General features: G+C 59.3%; 21 protein-coding genes and 1 tRNA gene. 1 reads left to right on the top strand and 21 read right to left on the bottom strand.

Going from position 1 to position 15,854, the window contains the following annotated elements:
* Positions 1 to 73: 73 nt before the first annotated feature.
* The 19 genes from U9R80_RS06415 to U9R80_RS06325 all read right to left on the bottom strand — a co-directional run bounded on the left by U9R80_RS06415 (position 74) and on the right by U9R80_RS06325 (position 13,705).
* Positions 74 to 149 (bottom strand) — tRNA-Lys (locus tag U9R80_RS06415).
* Positions 150 to 210: 61 nt separating this feature from the next.
* A complete protein-coding gene (gene queC, locus U9R80_RS06410; RefSeq protein ID WP_301837166.1) occupies positions 211 to 885 on the bottom strand; it encodes a 7-cyano-7-deazaguanine synthase QueC in 675 nt (224 codons plus the stop codon).
* Between the two features lie 13 nt (positions 886 to 898).
* Positions 899 to 1,546 (bottom strand): 7-carboxy-7-deazaguanine synthase QueE, encoded by a 648-nt coding sequence (gene queE, locus U9R80_RS06405; protein ID WP_301837167.1) that lies wholly within the window; start codon positions 1,544 to 1,546, stop codon positions 899 to 901.
* Between the two features lie 159 nt (positions 1,547 to 1,705).
* Positions 1,706 to 2,521 (bottom strand): tol-pal system protein YbgF, encoded by an 816-nt coding sequence (ybgF, locus tag U9R80_RS06400; protein WP_105641154.1) that lies wholly within the window; start codon positions 2,519 to 2,521, stop codon positions 1,706 to 1,708.
* 6 nt (positions 2,522 to 2,527) lie between these two features.
* Positions 2,528 to 3,025, bottom strand: coding sequence for a peptidoglycan-associated lipoprotein Pal (pal, locus tag U9R80_RS06395; protein ID WP_028943075.1), 498 nt, complete (start codon positions 3,023 to 3,025; stop codon positions 2,528 to 2,530).
* A 52-nt stretch (positions 3,026 to 3,077) separates the two neighbouring features.
* Entirely contained in the window at positions 3,078 to 4,322 is a 1,245-nt protein-coding gene (gene tolB, locus U9R80_RS06390; protein ID WP_051270484.1) for a Tol-Pal system beta propeller repeat protein TolB, read from the bottom strand.
* Between the two features lie 53 nt (positions 4,323 to 4,375).
* A complete protein-coding gene (gene tolA / locus U9R80_RS06385; protein ID WP_301837168.1) occupies positions 4,376 to 5,452 on the bottom strand; it encodes a cell envelope integrity protein TolA in 1,077 nt (358 codons plus the stop codon).
* Positions 5,452 to 5,904, bottom strand: coding sequence for a protein TolR (gene tolR, locus U9R80_RS06380; protein WP_028943072.1), 453 nt, complete (start codon positions 5,902 to 5,904; stop codon positions 5,452 to 5,454). The genes tolA and tolR overlap by 1 nt, the downstream gene beginning before the upstream one ends.
* A gap of 14 nt (positions 5,905 to 5,918) precedes the next feature.
* Positions 5,919 to 6,614 (bottom strand): protein TolQ, encoded by a 696-nt coding sequence (gene tolQ, locus U9R80_RS06375; protein ID WP_010223192.1) that lies wholly within the window; start codon positions 6,612 to 6,614, stop codon positions 5,919 to 5,921.
* A 2-nt stretch (positions 6,615 to 6,616) separates the two neighbouring features.
* Complete coding sequence (gene ybgC, locus U9R80_RS06370) at positions 6,617 to 7,072, bottom strand: tol-pal system-associated acyl-CoA thioesterase (RefSeq protein WP_301837169.1); 456 nt, start codon at positions 7,070 to 7,072, stop codon at positions 6,617 to 6,619.
* Positions 7,050 to 7,202, bottom strand: coding sequence for a hypothetical protein (locus U9R80_RS06365; protein ID WP_324804808.1), 153 nt, complete (start codon positions 7,200 to 7,202; stop codon positions 7,050 to 7,052). Before U9R80_RS06365 ends, ybgC begins: the two co-directional genes overlap by 23 nt.
* Positions 7,199 to 8,254 carry a Holliday junction branch migration DNA helicase RuvB gene (ruvB, locus tag U9R80_RS06360; protein WP_301837170.1) on the bottom strand — a complete coding sequence of 352 codons (1,056 nt, stop codon included), beginning with the start codon at positions 8,252 to 8,254 and terminating at the stop codon, positions 7,199 to 7,201. The genes U9R80_RS06365 and ruvB overlap by 4 nt, the downstream gene beginning before the upstream one ends.
* Entirely contained in the window at positions 8,255 to 8,863 is a 609-nt protein-coding gene (ruvA, locus tag U9R80_RS06355; protein ID WP_301837171.1) for a Holliday junction branch migration protein RuvA, read from the bottom strand. It abuts the gene before it with no gap.
* Between the two features lie 108 nt (positions 8,864 to 8,971).
* Positions 8,972 to 9,496 (bottom strand): crossover junction endodeoxyribonuclease RuvC, encoded by a 525-nt coding sequence (gene ruvC, locus U9R80_RS06350; protein ID WP_301837172.1) that lies wholly within the window; start codon positions 9,494 to 9,496, stop codon positions 8,972 to 8,974.
* Between the two features lie 117 nt (positions 9,497 to 9,613).
* Positions 9,614 to 10,360 (bottom strand): YebC/PmpR family DNA-binding transcriptional regulator, encoded by a 747-nt coding sequence (locus U9R80_RS06345; RefSeq protein WP_028943068.1) that lies wholly within the window; start codon positions 10,358 to 10,360, stop codon positions 9,614 to 9,616.
* A 122-nt stretch (positions 10,361 to 10,482) separates the two neighbouring features.
* Positions 10,483 to 12,258, bottom strand: coding sequence for an aspartate--tRNA ligase (gene aspS / locus U9R80_RS06340; protein ID WP_301837484.1), 1,776 nt, complete (start codon positions 12,256 to 12,258; stop codon positions 10,483 to 10,485).
* Positions 12,259 to 12,352: 94 nt separating this feature from the next.
* A complete protein-coding gene (locus U9R80_RS06335; RefSeq protein WP_301837174.1) occupies positions 12,353 to 12,574 on the bottom strand; it encodes an FmdB family zinc ribbon protein in 222 nt (73 codons plus the stop codon).
* Between the two features lie 100 nt (positions 12,575 to 12,674).
* On the bottom strand, positions 12,675 to 12,992 hold the full coding sequence (locus U9R80_RS06330; protein ID WP_301837175.1) for a ribbon-helix-helix domain-containing protein: 318 nt from the start codon (positions 12,990 to 12,992) through the stop codon (positions 12,675 to 12,677).
* Between the two features lie 239 nt (positions 12,993 to 13,231).
* On the bottom strand, positions 13,232 to 13,705 hold the full coding sequence (locus U9R80_RS06325; RefSeq protein ID WP_128322369.1) for a Dps family protein: 474 nt from the start codon (positions 13,703 to 13,705) through the stop codon (positions 13,232 to 13,234).
* A 321-nt stretch (positions 13,706 to 14,026) separates the two neighbouring features.
* Between U9R80_RS06325 and U9R80_RS06320 the strand changes: the two genes are divergently transcribed.
* Positions 14,027 to 14,614, top strand: coding sequence for a cold-shock protein (locus tag U9R80_RS06320; protein WP_301837176.1), 588 nt, complete (start codon positions 14,027 to 14,029; stop codon positions 14,612 to 14,614).
* A gap of 67 nt (positions 14,615 to 14,681) precedes the next feature.
* Here U9R80_RS06320 and U9R80_RS06315 read toward each other — a convergent pair whose 3' ends face one another.
* Positions 14,682 to 14,888, bottom strand: coding sequence for a SlyX family protein (locus U9R80_RS06315; protein WP_028943062.1), 207 nt, complete (start codon positions 14,886 to 14,888; stop codon positions 14,682 to 14,684).
* Between the two features lie 3 nt (positions 14,889 to 14,891).
* The gene (locus U9R80_RS06310; protein WP_301837177.1) at positions 14,892 to 15,317 is read right to left on the bottom strand and encodes an HIT family protein; all 426 of its coding nucleotides are present in this window, start codon (positions 15,315 to 15,317) and stop codon (positions 14,892 to 14,894) included.
* Between the last annotated feature and the right edge of the window lie 537 nt (positions 15,318 to 15,854).

Genomic DNA, 15,854 nt, shown 5'->3' with positions numbered 1-15,854 from the left:
GGGCTTGTCTCGCGAGCCCGGAAACGAAAAAGCCCGCGACCTTTGCAGGTAGCGGGCTTTCTCTTACAGCGTATGGTGGGTCGTGTAGGATTCGAACCTACGACCAATTGGTTAAAAGCCAACTGCTCTACCAACTGAGCTAACGACCCGTTGGATGGCGCGTATAATACTGATTTCTAACAGGAAATCAACACCCCATCGCAAAATAATTTAAAAATATCGAGTTGGGTCTTCGACACCCGCTGCCTTGAAGCCGTCGGCGCGCAGGCGGCAGCTGTCACATTTGCCACAGGCACGGCCTTCATCGTCGGCCTGGTAGCAGGAAACGGTAAGGCTGTAGTCCACGCCACGGGCGATGCCGGCTTGAACGATCTGCGCCTTGCTCAAGTTCTGCAGCGGCGCCTGGATACGGAAGCCCTGCCCTTCGACACCGGCCTTGGTGGCCAGGTTGGCCATGCGCTCGAACGCCTCGACGAACTCGGGGCGGCAATCCGGATAACCCGAATAGTCAACGGCGTTGACGCCAATGAAGATATCCCGTGCCTCCAGTACTTCAGCCCAGCCCAGTGCCAACGACAGGAACACGGTGTTGCGGGCCGGCACGTAGGTGACCGGGATGCCTTCACTTGGCGCCTCGGGCACATCGATGCTGCTGTCGGTCAGGGCCGAACCACCGATCCCGTCCAGGTTCAGGCCAATCACCTTGTGCTCGACCACGCCCAGGTCGCGAGCAACCCGCGCAGCGGCATCGAGCTCAGCGCGATGGCGCTGACCATAGTCAAAGCTCATGGTGTAGCAGCTGTAGCCCTCGGCCTTGGCCATGGCGACCACGGTGGCCGAATCCAGGCCACCGGACAGCAGGATTACCGCACGTTTCTCAGTCATTGCATTCACTCCTTCAGCGGCCGGGCTCGTCATTCCAGAGCAGTTTGTGCAACTGCATCTGCAAACGCACCGGCAGGTTGTCAGCCACGATCCAGTCAGCAAGGTCGGTTGCCCGCAGCTCATGATGGCTTGGCGAAAACAACACCTCGCCCGCGCGCTGGTCCAGGCCATACTGGATCAGCTTGGACACCGCCCAGTCATAGTCTTCCCGCGAACAGAGGACGAACTTGACCTGATCGTTGGCGGTCAGCAGCTCGATGTTCTCGTAGCGATTGCGGGCAACTTCCTTGGAGCCTGGGGTCTTGAGGTCGAGCACGCGGCTTACCCGCGGGTCGACCTTGGAAATATCCAGGGCGCCGCTCGTCTCGAGCGACACCTCGTAACCGGCGTCGCAGAGCTTTTGTAGCAAAGGGATGGCATTGGGCTGGGCCAACGGTTCACCACCGGTGACGCAGACGTAGCGCGGCTTGAAGCCGGCGACCTGCTCAAGGATCGAGTCAAGTGTGCGAACGGTGCCGCCGCTGAAAGCGTATTCGCTGTCGCAATACTGGCAGCGCAATGGGCAGCCGGTGAGACGGACAAATACCGTGGGCAGGCCGGCGGTACGCGTTTCACCCTGCAAAGAGTAAAAAACTTCGGTGATACGTAATGTGTCTTGCATAGTCGCCACGGGCGTAACAGCTAAACAGGCTGTCCGCCTCCGTCAGGCACCGCTGAAAACCCGTCATCGCGTAGTCCGCAGCAGCGTAGATCAATAAAAGGGCAGAGATTCTAACGAAAAAACCCGCGACTGGCGCGGGTTTCTTCTTGAACGACCGGTTTAGAGCTTCTGCAGGTCGCGCTGGGCCAGTTGTGCAGCAGAGGTACCCGGGTATTGGGTAATGACCTGCTGCAAAATGCCTTTGACCCGGTCAGTGTGACCCAGGCGGCGCTCTACGTCGGCCAGCTTGTACAGTGAATCCGGCACCTTGTTGTGCTTGGGATACACCTGGCTGACCTTGGCGAAGGCTTGACCGGCGGCTTGCAGATCACCCTTGGCCAGGTTGACTTCACCGAGCCAGTACTGGGCATTGCCGGCGTACTGGCTGTTCGGGTACTTGCGCAGGAAGGCGTTGAACGCCTGGCTGGCCTTGTCGAAGTCCTTGGCTTTGATCAGGTCAAAAGCAGCGTCGTAGTAGAGCTTCTCTTTGGCCGGATCACCAGGTTCGCTACTGGCTGCAGGTTGCTGCGCGGCGGCAGCACCTGCAGCGGCACCGGCGGCTGCGCCACCGGTTGCGGAATTCTCGGGAGCTGCGGCAGGAGCACCGCCAGTTCCAATACGCCGATCCAGGTCCTGGTATCGCTCCAGGCTTTCCTGTTTCATGCGCGCAACATCGTTTTGCAGCTCTTCGATGATGCCTTGTTGACGCGACAGCTGATCCTGCATCTGCTGCAGTTGCATGAACAGCTGACCCTGCGCCGAGGCAGGGGCCGTAACCCCTCCCCCGGCGTAGGCGCCGTTCGTACCATAACCCGCAGGTGGATAGCTGCTAGCGCCGCTATAGCCTGCGTTGTCATCAACAACAGGAACCTCAGCCAATGCCACGAGTGGCAGGCTGAGCGCCAGGACGGTTACAGCACGACGGCACATTCGCATATCGAATTACTTACGCAGTTCGACGCGACGGTTCTGAGCCCAGGACTGCTCGTCGTTGCCGGTGGCAACTGGACGCTCTTCGCCGTAGGAAACCAGTTCCAGTTGAGCTGGGGAAACGCCTTGCAGTACCAGGTAGCGCTGAACGGCTTTCGCACGACGCTCGCCCAGAGCCATGTTGTATTCGCGAGTACCACGCTCGTCGGTGTTACCTTCCAGCACGACGCGAGCGCCGTTGCCTTTCAGGTCCTTGGCATGAACGTCCAGAGCGCGCATGGCTTCTGGCTTCAGGTCCGAGCTGTCGTATTCGAAGTAGAAGGTGGTGATTGCGCGCAGAGCAGCTTCTTCGCTCAGGCTGCCGTCAACAGCGCCAGTGTTGGCACCGTAGCCAGCGTTAGGATCAACAGCGCCTTGACCAGCGTCGTCGCCGCCTTTGGAAGAGCAACCTACGGCTACGGCCATGGCCAGAGCCAGCGCAGCAAACTTACCAAACTTCAGCATTTCCATCGTGAAACTCCTAATGAACCCCAATGTGTTAAGTACAACGTAAAGCGCCGCGTCAGTTCAGGTAAGGGGACCAGGACGGTTCTCTGACTTCGCCTTGAGCGGTAGGAAGCGGGAGCCTCACGCGTCCGTTGAGAGAGACGAGCATCAAGACTCCCCGGCCCTGCTGGCGGGTGGCGTAGATTAGCATGGTGCCGTTAGGCGCAACAGTGGGGGACTCATCAAGACTTGTTTCCGAGAGAATCTTTACACTGCCGCGTTGCAAATCTTGCGCAGCCACTTTGAAGTTGGTGAAACCTTGTTGGCGATGAATCATCACCAGGGTCTTTTCATCCGCCGACAGTTTAGGGTTGGCGTTGTAGTTGCCAACGAAAGTTACGCGTTCGGCACCGCCGCCCGAAACATTGGTTTTATAGATCTGTGGTTTGCCACCGCGATCAGAGGTGAAGTAAATGGTCGAGCCATCCTTGCCCCAGAACGGTTCGGTGTTGATGCCAGGACCGGCAGTGACGCGCGACAGTTGACGCGAGCCCATGTTCATCACGTAGATGTCCGGGTTGCCGTCCTTGGACAGCACGAACGCCAGGCGCGAACCATCCGGCGACCAGGCTGGAGCACCGTTGAGGCCTTCAAAGTTGGTGATCTGCTCGCGACGGCCAGTGTCGATGTGCTGAACGAAGATGCGCGGACGCTTCTGCTCGAACGACACATAGGCAATGCGCTTGCCATCGGGTGCAAAGCGTGGCGACAGGATCGGCTCGCGCGATTGCAGCAGAGTCACCGCGCGTGCGCCGTCATAGTCCGAACGCTGCAGGGTGTAGCGCGTGTTGTTGGTGGAGAAGCGCTCGGCAGTCACGTACAGCATGCGGGTGGAGAACGCACCCTTGATGCCGGTGAGCTTCTCGAACGACTGGTCGGCGATGTAGTGCGACATGTCGCGCAGTTGATCGACGCTACCCGAGACGCTGCCGGTCAGCACTTGCTGCTCGGTGGCGACGTTGAACAGCGCGTACTGCACCTGCAGGCGGCCGCCCGCTGGCACGATGCTGCCGACCATGACGTACTGGGCGCCCAGGGCTTTCCAGTCGCGGAAGATCACTTCGCTGGCCTGGCTAGGCTGGCTGATCATGTTCTGGCGCGGGATCGGCGAGTAATAACCGGAGTTGCGCAGGTCATTACCGATGATGTCCGCCATGTCTTCCGGCAGCACGCTACCGCCCTGCAGACCGAAAGGCACGACCGCGATAGGCGTTGCCCGGTCACTGCCACTGGTGACCAGAATGTTCTTTTCCTCTGCCATGGCGATCCCTGCTGTACAGCAGAGAACGACCAGCAGTCCTCGAAGAAGTTTAATCACAAGGCTAGATCCTCAGGTGTGAAAGTCATCTTGAATGAACGGTAGGGATTGAACTCGCTCGGTTTCAAGCCCTGCATTTCGGTTAGACGGCCAATGTTCTTGACCGCGGCAACGGCCGAGCTGTCAAACGGACCATCGCCACTGGAGCGCGCGACGCTCACCGAGGTAATGGTGCCATCGGGCAACATGCCGATCTGCAGAACCACCGTCATGTTCTTGCGCGCAGAAGGTGGACGTGCCCAGCCTTCGGCTGCACGTGCACGGATCAGGTCGTCGAAGTCGCCGGCTACCTGGTCACCCTGCTCGTCAGCCAGTGCCTGCTGCCGTTCGGTGGTGTCCGACAGAAGCTCGGCCAGGGCCTGGGCTTTCTTGTCTTCAGCCGCCTTGCGGGCTGCATCCTGTGCCTTCTTCTTGGCCGCATCAGCTGCGGCTTTCTTCTTGGCGTCCTCGGCGGCTTTTTTCTTCGCCTCTTCAGCCGCTGTTTTTTTCTTCGCGTCCTCGGCCGCCTTCTTCTTGGCGTCTTCGGCAGCTTTCTTCTTGGCTTCTTCAGCCGCTTGTTTCTTGGCCTCTTCGTCAGCCTTTTTCTTGGCTTCTTCCTCAGCCTTCTTCTTGGCGATATCGGCCTGCTGCTTTTCAGCGGCCTTCTTCGCCTCTTCAGCTTTTTTGGCCTCGGCGGTTTTCTTCGCCTCGTCGACCTTCTTTGCTTCCTCGGCTTTCTTCGCTTCGGCAGCCTCACGGGCCTCTTCGGCCTTTTGAGCAGCCTCTTCCTTCTTTTGTTCCGCAGCTTTCACAGCCTGCTGCTCGACCTTCTTCTGCTCCATCTGCTCTTCTTCGGTTTGACGCGAAGCAGTCTTCTTGGCTTCCCCGGCAATCTTCTGATTGGTCTGGGTGGTGGCCTGACTTCTAGATTTCAGCTGGTACAGGGTTGCCTGGACAATAGGCTTGGCCGGCGGCAGCTCCGGGGTCATGGCAAAGCTGACGAACAGCATGCCGAACACCAGGACGTGCAGCGCAATGGCCCAGACACTGGGCCAGAAATAGCTTTCCGAGGCGGATGGCTCTCGCTGTTGCATCAGGGCGCCTCGGTAATCAGGCCAACGTTACCGACACCTGCCTTCTGCAACCCGCCCATGGCACCCATGACCGCGCCGTAGTCAACGGACTTGTCGCCACGGATGAAGACCTGGGTCTGTTTGCCCTGGTCACGTCCGGCGGCAATGATCTTGGTCACGGCGTCGGTCATTTGCGGCAAGGTCATGGCCTTGTCCATCTGCTTTTCGGTGTCGACTTCACTGCCAAGATTCCAGAAGTAGGTCTTGTCAGCCTTGATCGAAATGGTCAGGACCTGGACGTTGTTGTCCTGCGGCAAGGCTTCGCTGGAAACCTTGGGCAGGTCGACCTTCACGCCCTGGTTGAGCATCGGTGCGGTCACCATGAAAATGACCAGCAGTACCAACATCACGTCGATGTAGGGCACCACGTTCATCTCGGCGACCGGCTTGCGTTTGTGGCGAACTCGGGCCATGGGCTTTTACCTGATCACTCTTCGCTGGTGTGCACTTTACGGTGCAGGATGGCCTGGAACTCGTCGGCGAACGTGTAGTAACGACCGATCAAGACTTCACTGCGGGCAGCGAAACGGTTGTAGGCAATAACCGCTGGAATCGCAGCGAACAGGCCGATGGCGGTGGCGATCAGCGCTTCGGCGATGCCCGGTGCTACGGTGGCCAGGGTGGCCTGCTGAGCGCTGGCCAGGCCGCGGAAGGAGTTCATGATGCCCCAAACGGTACCGAACAGACCGATGTACGGGCTGGTGGAACCTACGGTGGCCAGGAATGGCAGGCTTTGTTCGAGCTTCTCTTCTTCGCGGGAGATGGCAACGCGCATGGCACGGCCAACACCTTCCATCACCGCATCCGGATCGACACCTGGCTGCTGGCGCAGACGGGAGAATTCCTTGAAACCGGCGCGAAAGACCTGCTCGACACCCGAATCCGGGTCCGGGTTGCTGCCGGCCTGACGGTACAGCTTGGACAGGTCGATCCCCGACCAGAAGCGCTCTTCAAAGCTGTCCAGGGCTCGACGACCGGCGCGCAACATGGTGCTGCGCTGAAAAATCATGATCCATGACGTTACCGATGCGGCAACCAGAATCAGCATGACCAGCTGTACCACGATGCTGGCATTGCTGACCAGGCTCCACATGGAGGTATGGTCGACGACGTTAGCTTCCACGCTTAATCTCCTGCATTTGAATGAGTACCCGGATCGCCCGCCTCGGCAAATGCCGCACGTAGCGCTGGGGGAATGGCCCGGGGTTTGAAAGTATCGGCGCGCACACAGGCCACCAGAAACTGCCCTTCGCAGAGCAGCGTTGCATCTTTTTCGCGCCAGACCTGCTGTACGAAACGCAGACTGGCCCGGTTCAATTCAAGCACTTGCGCGGTAACCCGCAGTTCGTCGTCCAGCCGCGCAGGCGCGTGATAGCGCGCCTCGCTGGAGTGGACCACGAACAGCAGGTTTTCCTGCGCCAGTGCCGACTGGGAAAAACCCAGTGCGCGTAACCGCTCGGTGCGGGCACGCTCCATGAATTTCAGGTAGTTGACGTAATACACCACGCCACCCGCATCGGTATCTTCGTAGTAGACCCGACAACGGTGTGCGAACGGCTCAAGCCCATTTTGCGCGCGCATACTCTAGTGCTAACTCCTCAGCTTGCCAATCCGCCCCGGCAACTGTTTTTTCATCGATTATGTCGTATTGCCAGCGTGGTCCTTCCATGCCAGCCGATAGGACCACAAAATCACTGGATAAATCTGTCATTCATCGGTCTGGGCGGAAAAACCTTCGCTACTGCTCGACTCGCCCAGCCGATTGGGGATGTTCAGACCAAAATGCAGATAAGCGTGACGGGTAACAACCCGCCCTCGCGGCGTGCGCATGATGTAGCCCTGCTGGATCAGGTAGGGCTCGAGCACGTCCTCGATGGTGTGGCGCTCCTCGCTGATGGCCGCTGCCAGGCTGTCGACGCCCACCGGGCCGCCGTCGAACTTCTCGATCATGGTCAACAGCAAACGCCTGTCCTGGTGATCGAAGCCACGTTCGTCGACATCCAGCAGGTTAAGCGCCATGTCGGCGATGGGCTTGGTGATATGGCCCTTGCCACGCACTTCGGCATAGTCACGCACCCGACGCAGCAGGCGGTTGGCAATTCGCGGCGTACCCCGCGCACGCCGGGCGATTTCAAAGGCACCGTCATCTTCGATCGGCAAGCCAAGAATGCCGCCGGAGCGACTGACAATGGTGGCCAGGTCTTCGGTGTTGTAGAACTCAAGGCGTTGGACAATACCGAAACGGTCGCGCAGGGGGTTGGTCAACATGCCGGCGCGGGTGGTGGCACCGACCAGGGTAAAGGGCGGCAGATCGAGCTTGATAGAGCGGGCCGCAGGGCCTTCGCCGATCATGATGTCGAGCTGGAAGTCTTCCATGGCCGGGTACAGCACTTCCTCGACGATCGGCGACAGCCGATGGATCTCGTCGATGAACAGCACATCATGGGGCTCAAGATTGGTCAGCAAGGCAGCCAGGTCACCAGGGCGTTCAAGAATCGGCCCCGAGGTGCTCTTGATGGAGACGCCCATTTCCTGGGCGATGATGTTGGCCAGGGTGGTCTTGCCAAGCCCCGGTGGGCCGAAGATCAAGGTGTGATCCAGCGATTCGCTGCGCCCGCGGGCGGCCTGGATGAACAAGGCCATCTGCTCGCGCACCACCGGCTGGCCGATGTACTCGGCCAGGCGCAGGGGGCGAATCGCCCGGTCCTGGACCTCTTCGCGGTCACGCCCGGTGGCGGCTATCAGTCGGTCGGCTTCAATCACTTAGATCATTCCCTTCAGGCTGCGACGGATCAGCTCTTCGCTGCTCAGGCCCTTGGCGTCAACGGCGGCAACCGCCTTGCTGGCCTCCTGGGGTTTGTAGCCCAGCGAGATCAGGGCGCTCACGGCATCGGCTTCGGCACTGGATACGGTGGCAATCGGCGAGGGGCCGTTCGGCACCAGGGCGAACATCGCCGGTGAAGTTTCCCAGGCCTTGAACCGGTCCTTGAGCTCGACCAGCAGGCGCTCTGCGGTTTTCTTGCCGACACCCGGCACCTTGACCAGGGCCGAGGTGTCTTGTGCCTGGACACAGCGTACCAGCTCATCGACATCCAGCCCCGACATCAGCGCCAGGGCCAGCTTGGGGCCTACGCCATTGAGCCGGATAAGCTCACGGAACAGCTCTCGCTCGCGCTTCTCATGGAAGCCATAGAGCAGGTGGGCATCCTCGCGCACCACCAGATGGGTATGCAAGGTCACCGCCTCACCGACCTTGGGCAAGCGATACAGGGTGGTCATCGGCACTTCGAGTTCATAGCCCAGGCCGTTGACATCGACAATCAGGTGCGGCGGCTGCTTTTCAGCCAGTGTGCCGCGCAAACGTCCAATCACGTTGCAATCCTTCCTCATGGGCGCCGGCAAACAACCGGTCAACCCTAACAGCAAATGCAATGGCCGAAGGCATTGCCCGGTCAAAATTTGTTTCAACGCATGATGCTATCAGAGCCGCAAGCGTCCGCTACGGCTGCGAGCAGTGCCCAGGCCGTGGGGCAACAGGCTAGAGCGAGTGTGCGCATGGCACAGGGCAATGGCCAGGGCATCGGAGGCATCTATTTGCGGCTTCTGGGTCAGTTTGAGCAGGTGCATGACCATCATTTGCACCTGCTCCTTGTTGGCCCCGCCCGTGCCGGCAACCGCCTGCTTGACCTGGGTCGCACTGTACTCGGCAATCTCCAGCCCTTCTTCGATAGCCGCAACGATTGCCGCGCCACGGGCCTGGCCAAGCTTGAGCGCCGAATCGGCGTTGCGCGCCATGAACACCCGCTCGATGCCCATGGTCACGGGCCCGTACTGGTGAATGATTTCGCGCACGCCGCGAAACACGATCTGCAAGCGCTCCGGTAGCTCGCCGCTGCCGGTGCGAATGCACCCGGAAGCTACATATTCGCAGCCCCGCGCCCCCTGGCGCACCACACCGTAGCCGGTGATGCGCGAGCCGGGGTCGATGCCAAGAATCAGAGTCATATCGCCTGCGTATTCATTGACGCCTGTAGGCGTCGTTCCAAAGACAGAAGCCGGACCCGCCTGCAGTCGCATCGCAACTGCAGGCGGGTCCGGCTTCCAACCAGCCAGGGCTGTACCTTAGCCGAGTTTTTCCATCACTTCGTCAGGAATCTCGGCGTTGGAGTAGACGTTCTGCACATCGTCCAGGTCCTCGAGCATGTCGATCAGCTTGAGCACCTTCTGTGCACCGTCCAGGTCCAGCTCGGCGCTGGTGGTCGGCTGCATCACGATTTCCGCGTCCGCCGCCTTGAAACCGGCCTCTTCCAGCGCATTGCGCACAGCATAGAAACTGGCAAACGAGGTGAAGACATCGAACGAGCCGTCATCATTGCTGACCACGTCATCGGCATCGGCTTCCATCGCCGCTTCCATCAGTGCGTCTTCATCGATGCCAGCGGCAAAGGAAATCTGCCCCTTGCGCTCGAACAGGTAAGCTACGGAGCCATCCGTCCCCAGGTTGCCACCGCATTTGCTGAACGCGTGACGCACGGCAGCAGCGGTACGGTTGCGGTTGTCGGTCATGGCCTCGACCATGATCGCCACGCCGCCCGGGCCGTAGCCCTCGTAGCTGAGCTCTTCGACGTTGTCGGCTTCGGTCGCGCCAGCACCGCGGGCAACGGCCCGGTCGATGATGTCGCGGCTCATGTTGGCACCCAAGGCCTTGTCCAGGGCCAGGCGCAGCCGCGGGTTGGAGGTTGGATCGCCACCGCCCTGCTTGGCGGCGACGGTCAGCTCACGAATCCACTTGGTGAAGATCTTGCCCCGCTTGGCGTCCTGACGCTCCTTGCGGTGCTTGATGTTTGCCCATTTGGAATGACCAGCCATAACGCACTCCGAATCCTTTGAAACAATGCTACGCACCTGCCCGGCACGACACCGGGCAGGAACCATGAAATCTGTACTGCTGAACGCAAAGGCGCATCCATGTGGATGCGCCCGGGGTCCGCTTACTCAGCCTTGGGCTGTTCGCGCAAACGGATGTGCAACTCACGCAGGGCCTTGGCATCGACCAGGCCTGGGGCCTGGGTCATGACACAAGCAGCACTCTGGGTTTTCGGGAAGGCGATGACTTCACGAATCGACTGTGCACCGGTCATCAACATGACCAGGCGATCCAGACCGAAGGCCAGACCACCGTGAGGCGGCGCACCGAACTTCAGAGCGTCGAGCAGGAAGCCGAACTTCTCTTCCTGTTCGGCCGCTTCGATACCCAGCAGGCGGAACACCGCTTGTTGCATTTCTTTGCGGTGGATACGGATCGAACCGCCACCCAGCTCGGTACCGTTGAGGACCATGTCGTAGGCACGCGACAGGGCGGTGGCCGGGTTGGCCTCCAGCTCTTCGGGGCTGCACTTCGGCGCGGTGAACGGGTGGTGCAGGGCGGTGAAGCTGCCGTCGTCGTTCTCCTCGAACATCGGGAAGTCTACGACCCACATCGGTGCCCACTCGCAGGTGTGCAGGTTGAAGTCATTGCCGACCTTGATCCGCAGGGCGCCCAGCGCCTCGCTGACGATCTTGGCCTTGTCGGCGCCGAAGAACACGATATCGCCATCGACCGCGCCAACGCGATCGAGGATCACATTGAGGTTGGCTTCCGGGATGTTCTTGACGATCGGCGACTGCAGGCCCTCGACGCCCTTGGCGCGCTCGTTGACCTTGATGTAGGCCAGGCCCTTGGCACCGTAGATACCGACGAACTTGGTGTATTCGTCGATGCGGCTGCGCGGCATGCTGGCAGCGCCAGGTACACGCAGGGCGGCAACGCGGCATTTCGGATCGTTGGCCGGGCCACTGAAGACCTTGAACTCAACGTCCTTGAGCTGATCGGCAACGTCGACCAGCTCCAGCGGGTTACGCAGATCTGGCTTGTCGGAACCGTAGCGGCGCATGGCTTCTTCAAAAGTCATGTGCGGGAACTCGCCGAACTCCAGGTCCAGGACTTCCTTGAACAGCTTGCGGATCATGTTTTCGGTCAGGCCCATGATCTCGGATTCATCGAGGAAGCTGGTCTCGATGTCGATCTGGGTGAATTCCGGCTGACGGTCAGCGCGCAGGTCTTCGTCACGGAAGCACTTGGCGATCTGGTAGTAGCGGTCGAAACCGGCAACCATCAGCAGCTGCTTGAACAGCTGTGGCGATTGCGGCAGGGCGAAGAAGCTACCGGCGTGGGTGCGGCTTGGCACCAGGTAGTCACGCGCACCCTCTGGGGTGGCACGGGTGAGGATCGGCGTTTCGACGTCCAGGAAGCCGTTTTCATCGAGGTAGCGACGGATGCTGGAAGTGATCCGCGAGCGCAGGCGCAGCTTCTCGGCCATCTCCGGGCGACGCAGGTCGATGAAGCGATAGCGCAGGCGGGTTTCTTCGCCGACGTCAGAGTACTCGTTGAGCGGGAACGGCGGAGTTTCCGCTTCGTTCAGCACGGTCAGCTCGTAGCCCAGCACTTCGATGGCACCGGAAGCCATGTTGGCATTCACAGCGCCAGCCGGACGCGGGCGCACCTTACCGGTGATCTGCACCACGTACTCGCTGCGCACGCGGTCGGCAGCGGCAAAGCTGTCTGCGCGGTCCGGGTCGAAGACGACCTGGGCCATGCCTTCGCGATCACGGATATCGAGGAAAATCACCCCCCCGTGGTCGCGGCGACGATGGACCCATCCGCAAAGGGTAATTTCCTGACCTTCCAGGCTCTCGTTCAGTTGGCCGCAATAATGGCTGCGCATCATGATGGTGGTTTCGCTTCTCGTCATTCGTATGTTCAGTGGAGGCCTTGGCGCCACAAAGGGCTAATAGTGCAAGACCCTGCCGGTGCAATTCAACTCAGTCGGCTTTGTCGCCGCCTGCGAGGTTCTTCTTGGCACCGGTCTTGAAGTCGGTTTCGTACCAACCTGTACCCCCAAGGCGAAAACCCGGGGCAGAAATCAGCTTCTTGAGCTCGGGTTTCTGGCACGCTGGGCAATCAGTCAACGGCTCGGCGCTGATCTTCTGGAGGACCTCCATCTGGTGGTCACAGGAAGCACATTGATAGTCGTACATGGGCATAGGCGTGTCTCGTTAACCACAGCACAGGCTGGTTCAGGCAGTAAAGCGCGGGATTATATATGGTTAAGGAGTGCTGTGCAGCCCGGCACCGACTAGCGTGTCACTTGCCTCCCAGCAGATAGGCCACGCAGATCACCCGGATCAGGCCGCTGAAGTTCTTTACCCCACCGTGACGCAGGTGCACCTCGCGATCCACGTAGGACAACACGGCGCTGACTGAGCATTGATTGGCTTCAGCGATGCGCTCCAGAATCCGCCAGTAGATTTGCTCAAGACGCAGGCAGGTGGAAAAGCCGTTCAATCGCACCGACCGGGACAGCGGCTGCGCCAGACTCATGTTGAAGCCCGTATAGAACGGATCGACACCCTCCTCGGCGGCTCCACCCACACGCTTGTCACGATTCATCCATTCAGACATAACAGACACCACGCGCTTTTAATTAACAGGGAAACTATCCCGAGTGCATCCTTCCACTCAGGTGCTCGCCCCAATAAAGCGCCGCCGTACTGCTTGATTCCAGCAGACCTGCTCACTCTCGCCGTAGGATTACTCAGCAAGACAACGGGAATAATGAAACTGCAGAAACCCTTCCCCTTGAACGTAAAACGCCCGGACCTGATATTCGGCACGGGCGCTTTTTCAACAACTTACTTTTATTACTTGCCTTCGAGCAACGAGCGCAACATCCAGGCGGTCTTTTCGTGCACCTGCATGCGCTGGGTCAGCAAGTCGGCGGTGGGCTCGTCGCTGACCTTGTCCAGCAGCGGGAAAATGCTTCGGGCTGTACGGGTTACGGCCTCCTGGCCTTCCACCAGCTGCTTGATCATTTCATTGGCAGCCGGCACACCTTCTTCCTCTTTGATAGAAGACAGGCGCGCGTAGATCGAATAAGCGCCTGGCGCCGGAAAACCCAGGGCACGAATGCGCTCGGCAATGGAGTCCACCGCCAGCGCCAACTCGTTATATTGCTCTTCAAACATCAAGTGCAATGTACGAAACGCAGGCCCCGTCACGTTCCAGTGAAAGTTATGGGTCTTCAGATAAAGCACATAAGTATCCGACAACAGTCGCGACAGGCCGTCGACGATAGACTTGCGATCTTCTTCGCTTATACCAATATCAATTGCCATATCATTCCCCTTTCCATGATGCTTGATCATCAAGCAGGAGCCCTCACTGTATCAAGAGTCGCCACCCCCTGCAGCCTCGCACCTGCGGCACAGTGCTGGAGATTGCCGACTCTCTGACCAAGGTCAAGCGACACGCGGCTTGCCGATCATTTGAGAAGCCCGGGGCTTTGCTGTTAAATAGGCGGCGTGCCGCCCCTGAGGACAGTCAGTGCAGGGGCGCATAGGCTGACCTTCTCCTCACGTTTTTGCGCTTCTTAACCCAACGCGCGCCGTGACGTCAGCTCTTCCTGTGATCTGCCTTATAAATGTGAGCCAACCAACATGTTCAAGATCGTCCACTTGTTGACGGGCGCTGCAGCCTTGCTGCTGTCCATCATACCCAGCCTAAGAGCTGATGCCGTTACACTCGTGCAGCAACCGGAAGCTGTCTACCTGGCACTTTTCGGCCTGCTCAACCTGCTGCTTGCCCCCGTTGTACCTCAGCACTACAAAGGCCTGCACCTGTACCTGCAGCGTCTTGCCAGCGCCCTGCTGGTCATTGCTGTCGTCCTGCAGACCTTGACCCTGCTGGCTCGCCCGGAGCTGGGCAACCTGCCAGCGCTTGCCTGCACCTTGCTTGCGGTGCTTGTGCATCTGGCCGCCGCATTCATCAAAACCGGCACCGCCCGCAATCAACACACCCAGTACGACATGAGCAACCGCGATACCGGCACGGTGAAGTGGTTCAACACGTCCAAGGGATTTGGCTTCATCTCCCGCGACTCGGGCGATGACATTTTCGTTCACTTTCGCGCCATTCGTGGCGAAGGCCACCGCGTCCTGGTCGAAGGCCAGCGCGTGGAGTTCTCGGTCATGAACCGCGACAAGGGCCTGCAAGCCGAAGATGTAATCGCCGCCCCACGGCGCTGATACGCAGCAAACAAAAAACCGCGGCGCCTGAGCGACCGCGGTTTTTTTTGTAACTGCCTTCCCGCTCTTAATAATGAGGCGGCGGCGCCTCTTCTTCGCTGCTCTGGTATTGACCGACCATTTCCTCGTAGCGCTTGAGCAGTGCCGCCATCTGCAACTGCAGGCGCTCCACTACTCGCTGCTGGTCGACCAGCACATCATTGAGGGCCTGCAGCGTATCGTCCTGAAAGGCCAGGCGGCTTTCCAGCTCGGTTATCCGCGTTTCAAGCGTCATGATTCACTCCTCGGCAAACGTGAAGTCATCATCCAGAACCGTTTTCAGACGCTGGCGAATGTTCGCGACCTGCTCGGCGGTGTAAGCAATCGCCGGCTTGTTTCCCCAGACAGGTGCTGGCCAGGCCGGATCATTACGTCGACGCACAATAACGTGCATATGCAATTGGCTGACGACATTGCCCAGTGTTGCGACGTTCATCTTATCGGCAGCAAAACTGTCCTTCAGGGTTTCGGCCAGGGCAGTAGTTTCGTTCCAGAGTTGTCGCTGGTCCTTGTCATCAAGTTGAAATAACTCACTGATGTCAGCGCGACGCGGCACCAGAATAAACCAGGGATAGTTGGCGTCCTTGCTCAGCAATAGCCGACTAAGGGGAAAGTCCCCCAGCACGAAGGTGTCTTCCTGAAGACGCGGATCCATAACAAACACAGACAAATCTCCTACAACTGTTTAATACCTCGTCCACTCGCACCTGACCTGTGCTGCAGACCGCTTGATGCAGGATACCTCCGATCGCTCGCCAGAGCATTGCCGACCTGACGCTGAAAATGCATTGCACTGCTTTGGTTCACGCGCTTTCACTCGTTTCTCCCGACTCCAGGGGCGCGGTAACGACCCGCCAGGTTACGAAACGCTACTTTTCGCACCAAAATGAAGCCGATTGGAACCACCGAGACCGCAAAGCATCCGCAAACTACTCAGCGCCCACCTGCCCCGGTAACGTTTTGACCTCCGGGGCAACCTTTTCGCTTATTCCAGCGCAGCCCCGCCAAACGAACCAAAGGTTCTTAGCCCCCGGTTTTACGGGGGTTCTCCCGTCACCCGCCAGGCCAAAGTGAAAATTTCGTGAACTACTCCACGCTTTGAGCACGGTTATTGCTTTCTCATCCGCCACAGTCGGCACGACACCTGCATTGCTGCGGTGGAGCGCGACAAATAACAACAGCTGCATGGGTGAACCAGGGA

Source organism: Pseudomonas sp. JQ170C (assembly GCF_035581345.1).
In the GTDB taxonomy this organism is placed as follows: Bacteria; Pseudomonadota; Gammaproteobacteria; order Pseudomonadales; family Pseudomonadaceae; genus Aquipseudomonas.
Note: the sequence above shows the minus strand (reverse complement) of the source record. Positions and strands in the feature narration are given on the sequence as shown.

Coding starts and splice junctions, on each gene's coding strand:
- queC (WP_301837166.1), bottom strand. CDS start 885: ATGACTGAGAAACGTGCGGTAATCCTGCTGTCCGGTGGCCTGGATTCG.
- queE (WP_301837167.1), bottom strand. CDS start 1,546: ATGCAAGACACATTACGTATCACCGAAGTTTTTTACTCTTTGCAGGGT.
- ybgF (WP_105641154.1), bottom strand. CDS start 2,521: ATGCGAATGTGCCGTCGTGCTGTAACCGTCCTGGCGCTCAGCCTGCCA.
- pal (WP_028943075.1), bottom strand. CDS start 3,025: ATGGAAATGCTGAAGTTTGGTAAGTTTGCTGCGCTGGCTCTGGCCATG.
- tolB (WP_051270484.1), bottom strand. CDS start 4,322: ATGGCAGAGGAAAAGAACATTCTGGTCACCAGTGGCAGTGACCGGGCA.
- tolA (WP_301837168.1), bottom strand. CDS start 5,452: ATGCAACAGCGAGAGCCATCCGCCTCGGAAAGCTATTTCTGGCCCAGT.
- tolR (WP_028943072.1), bottom strand. CDS start 5,904: ATGGCCCGAGTTCGCCACAAACGCAAGCCGGTCGCCGAGATGAACGTG.
- ybgC (WP_301837169.1), bottom strand. CDS start 7,072: ATGCGCGCGCAAAATGGGCTTGAGCCGTTCGCACACCGTTGTCGGGTC.
- U9R80_RS06365 (WP_324804808.1), bottom strand. CDS start 7,202: ATGACAGATTTATCCAGTGATTTTGTGGTCCTATCGGCTGGCATGGAA.
- ruvC (WP_301837172.1), bottom strand. CDS start 9,496: ATGACTCTGATTCTTGGCATCGACCCCGGCTCGCGCATCACCGGCTAC.
- U9R80_RS06345 (WP_028943068.1), bottom strand. CDS start 10,360: ATGGCTGGTCATTCCAAATGGGCAAACATCAAGCACCGCAAGGAGCGT.
- aspS (WP_301837484.1), bottom strand. CDS start 12,258: ATGATGCGCAGCCATTATTGCGGCCAACTGAACGAGAGCCTGGAAGGT.
- U9R80_RS06335 (WP_301837174.1), bottom strand. CDS start 12,574: ATGCCCATGTACGACTATCAATGTGCTTCCTGTGACCACCAGATGGAG.
- U9R80_RS06330 (WP_301837175.1), bottom strand. CDS start 12,992: ATGTCTGAATGGATGAATCGTGACAAGCGTGTGGGTGGAGCCGCCGAG.
- U9R80_RS06325 (WP_128322369.1), bottom strand. CDS start 13,705: ATGGCAATTGATATTGGTATAAGCGAAGAAGATCGCAAGTCTATCGTC.
- U9R80_RS06320 (WP_301837176.1), top strand. CDS start 14,027: ATGTTCAAGATCGTCCACTTGTTGACGGGCGCTGCAGCCTTGCTGCTG.
- U9R80_RS06315 (WP_028943062.1), bottom strand. CDS start 14,888: ATGACGCTTGAAACGCGGATAACCGAGCTGGAAAGCCGCCTGGCCTTT.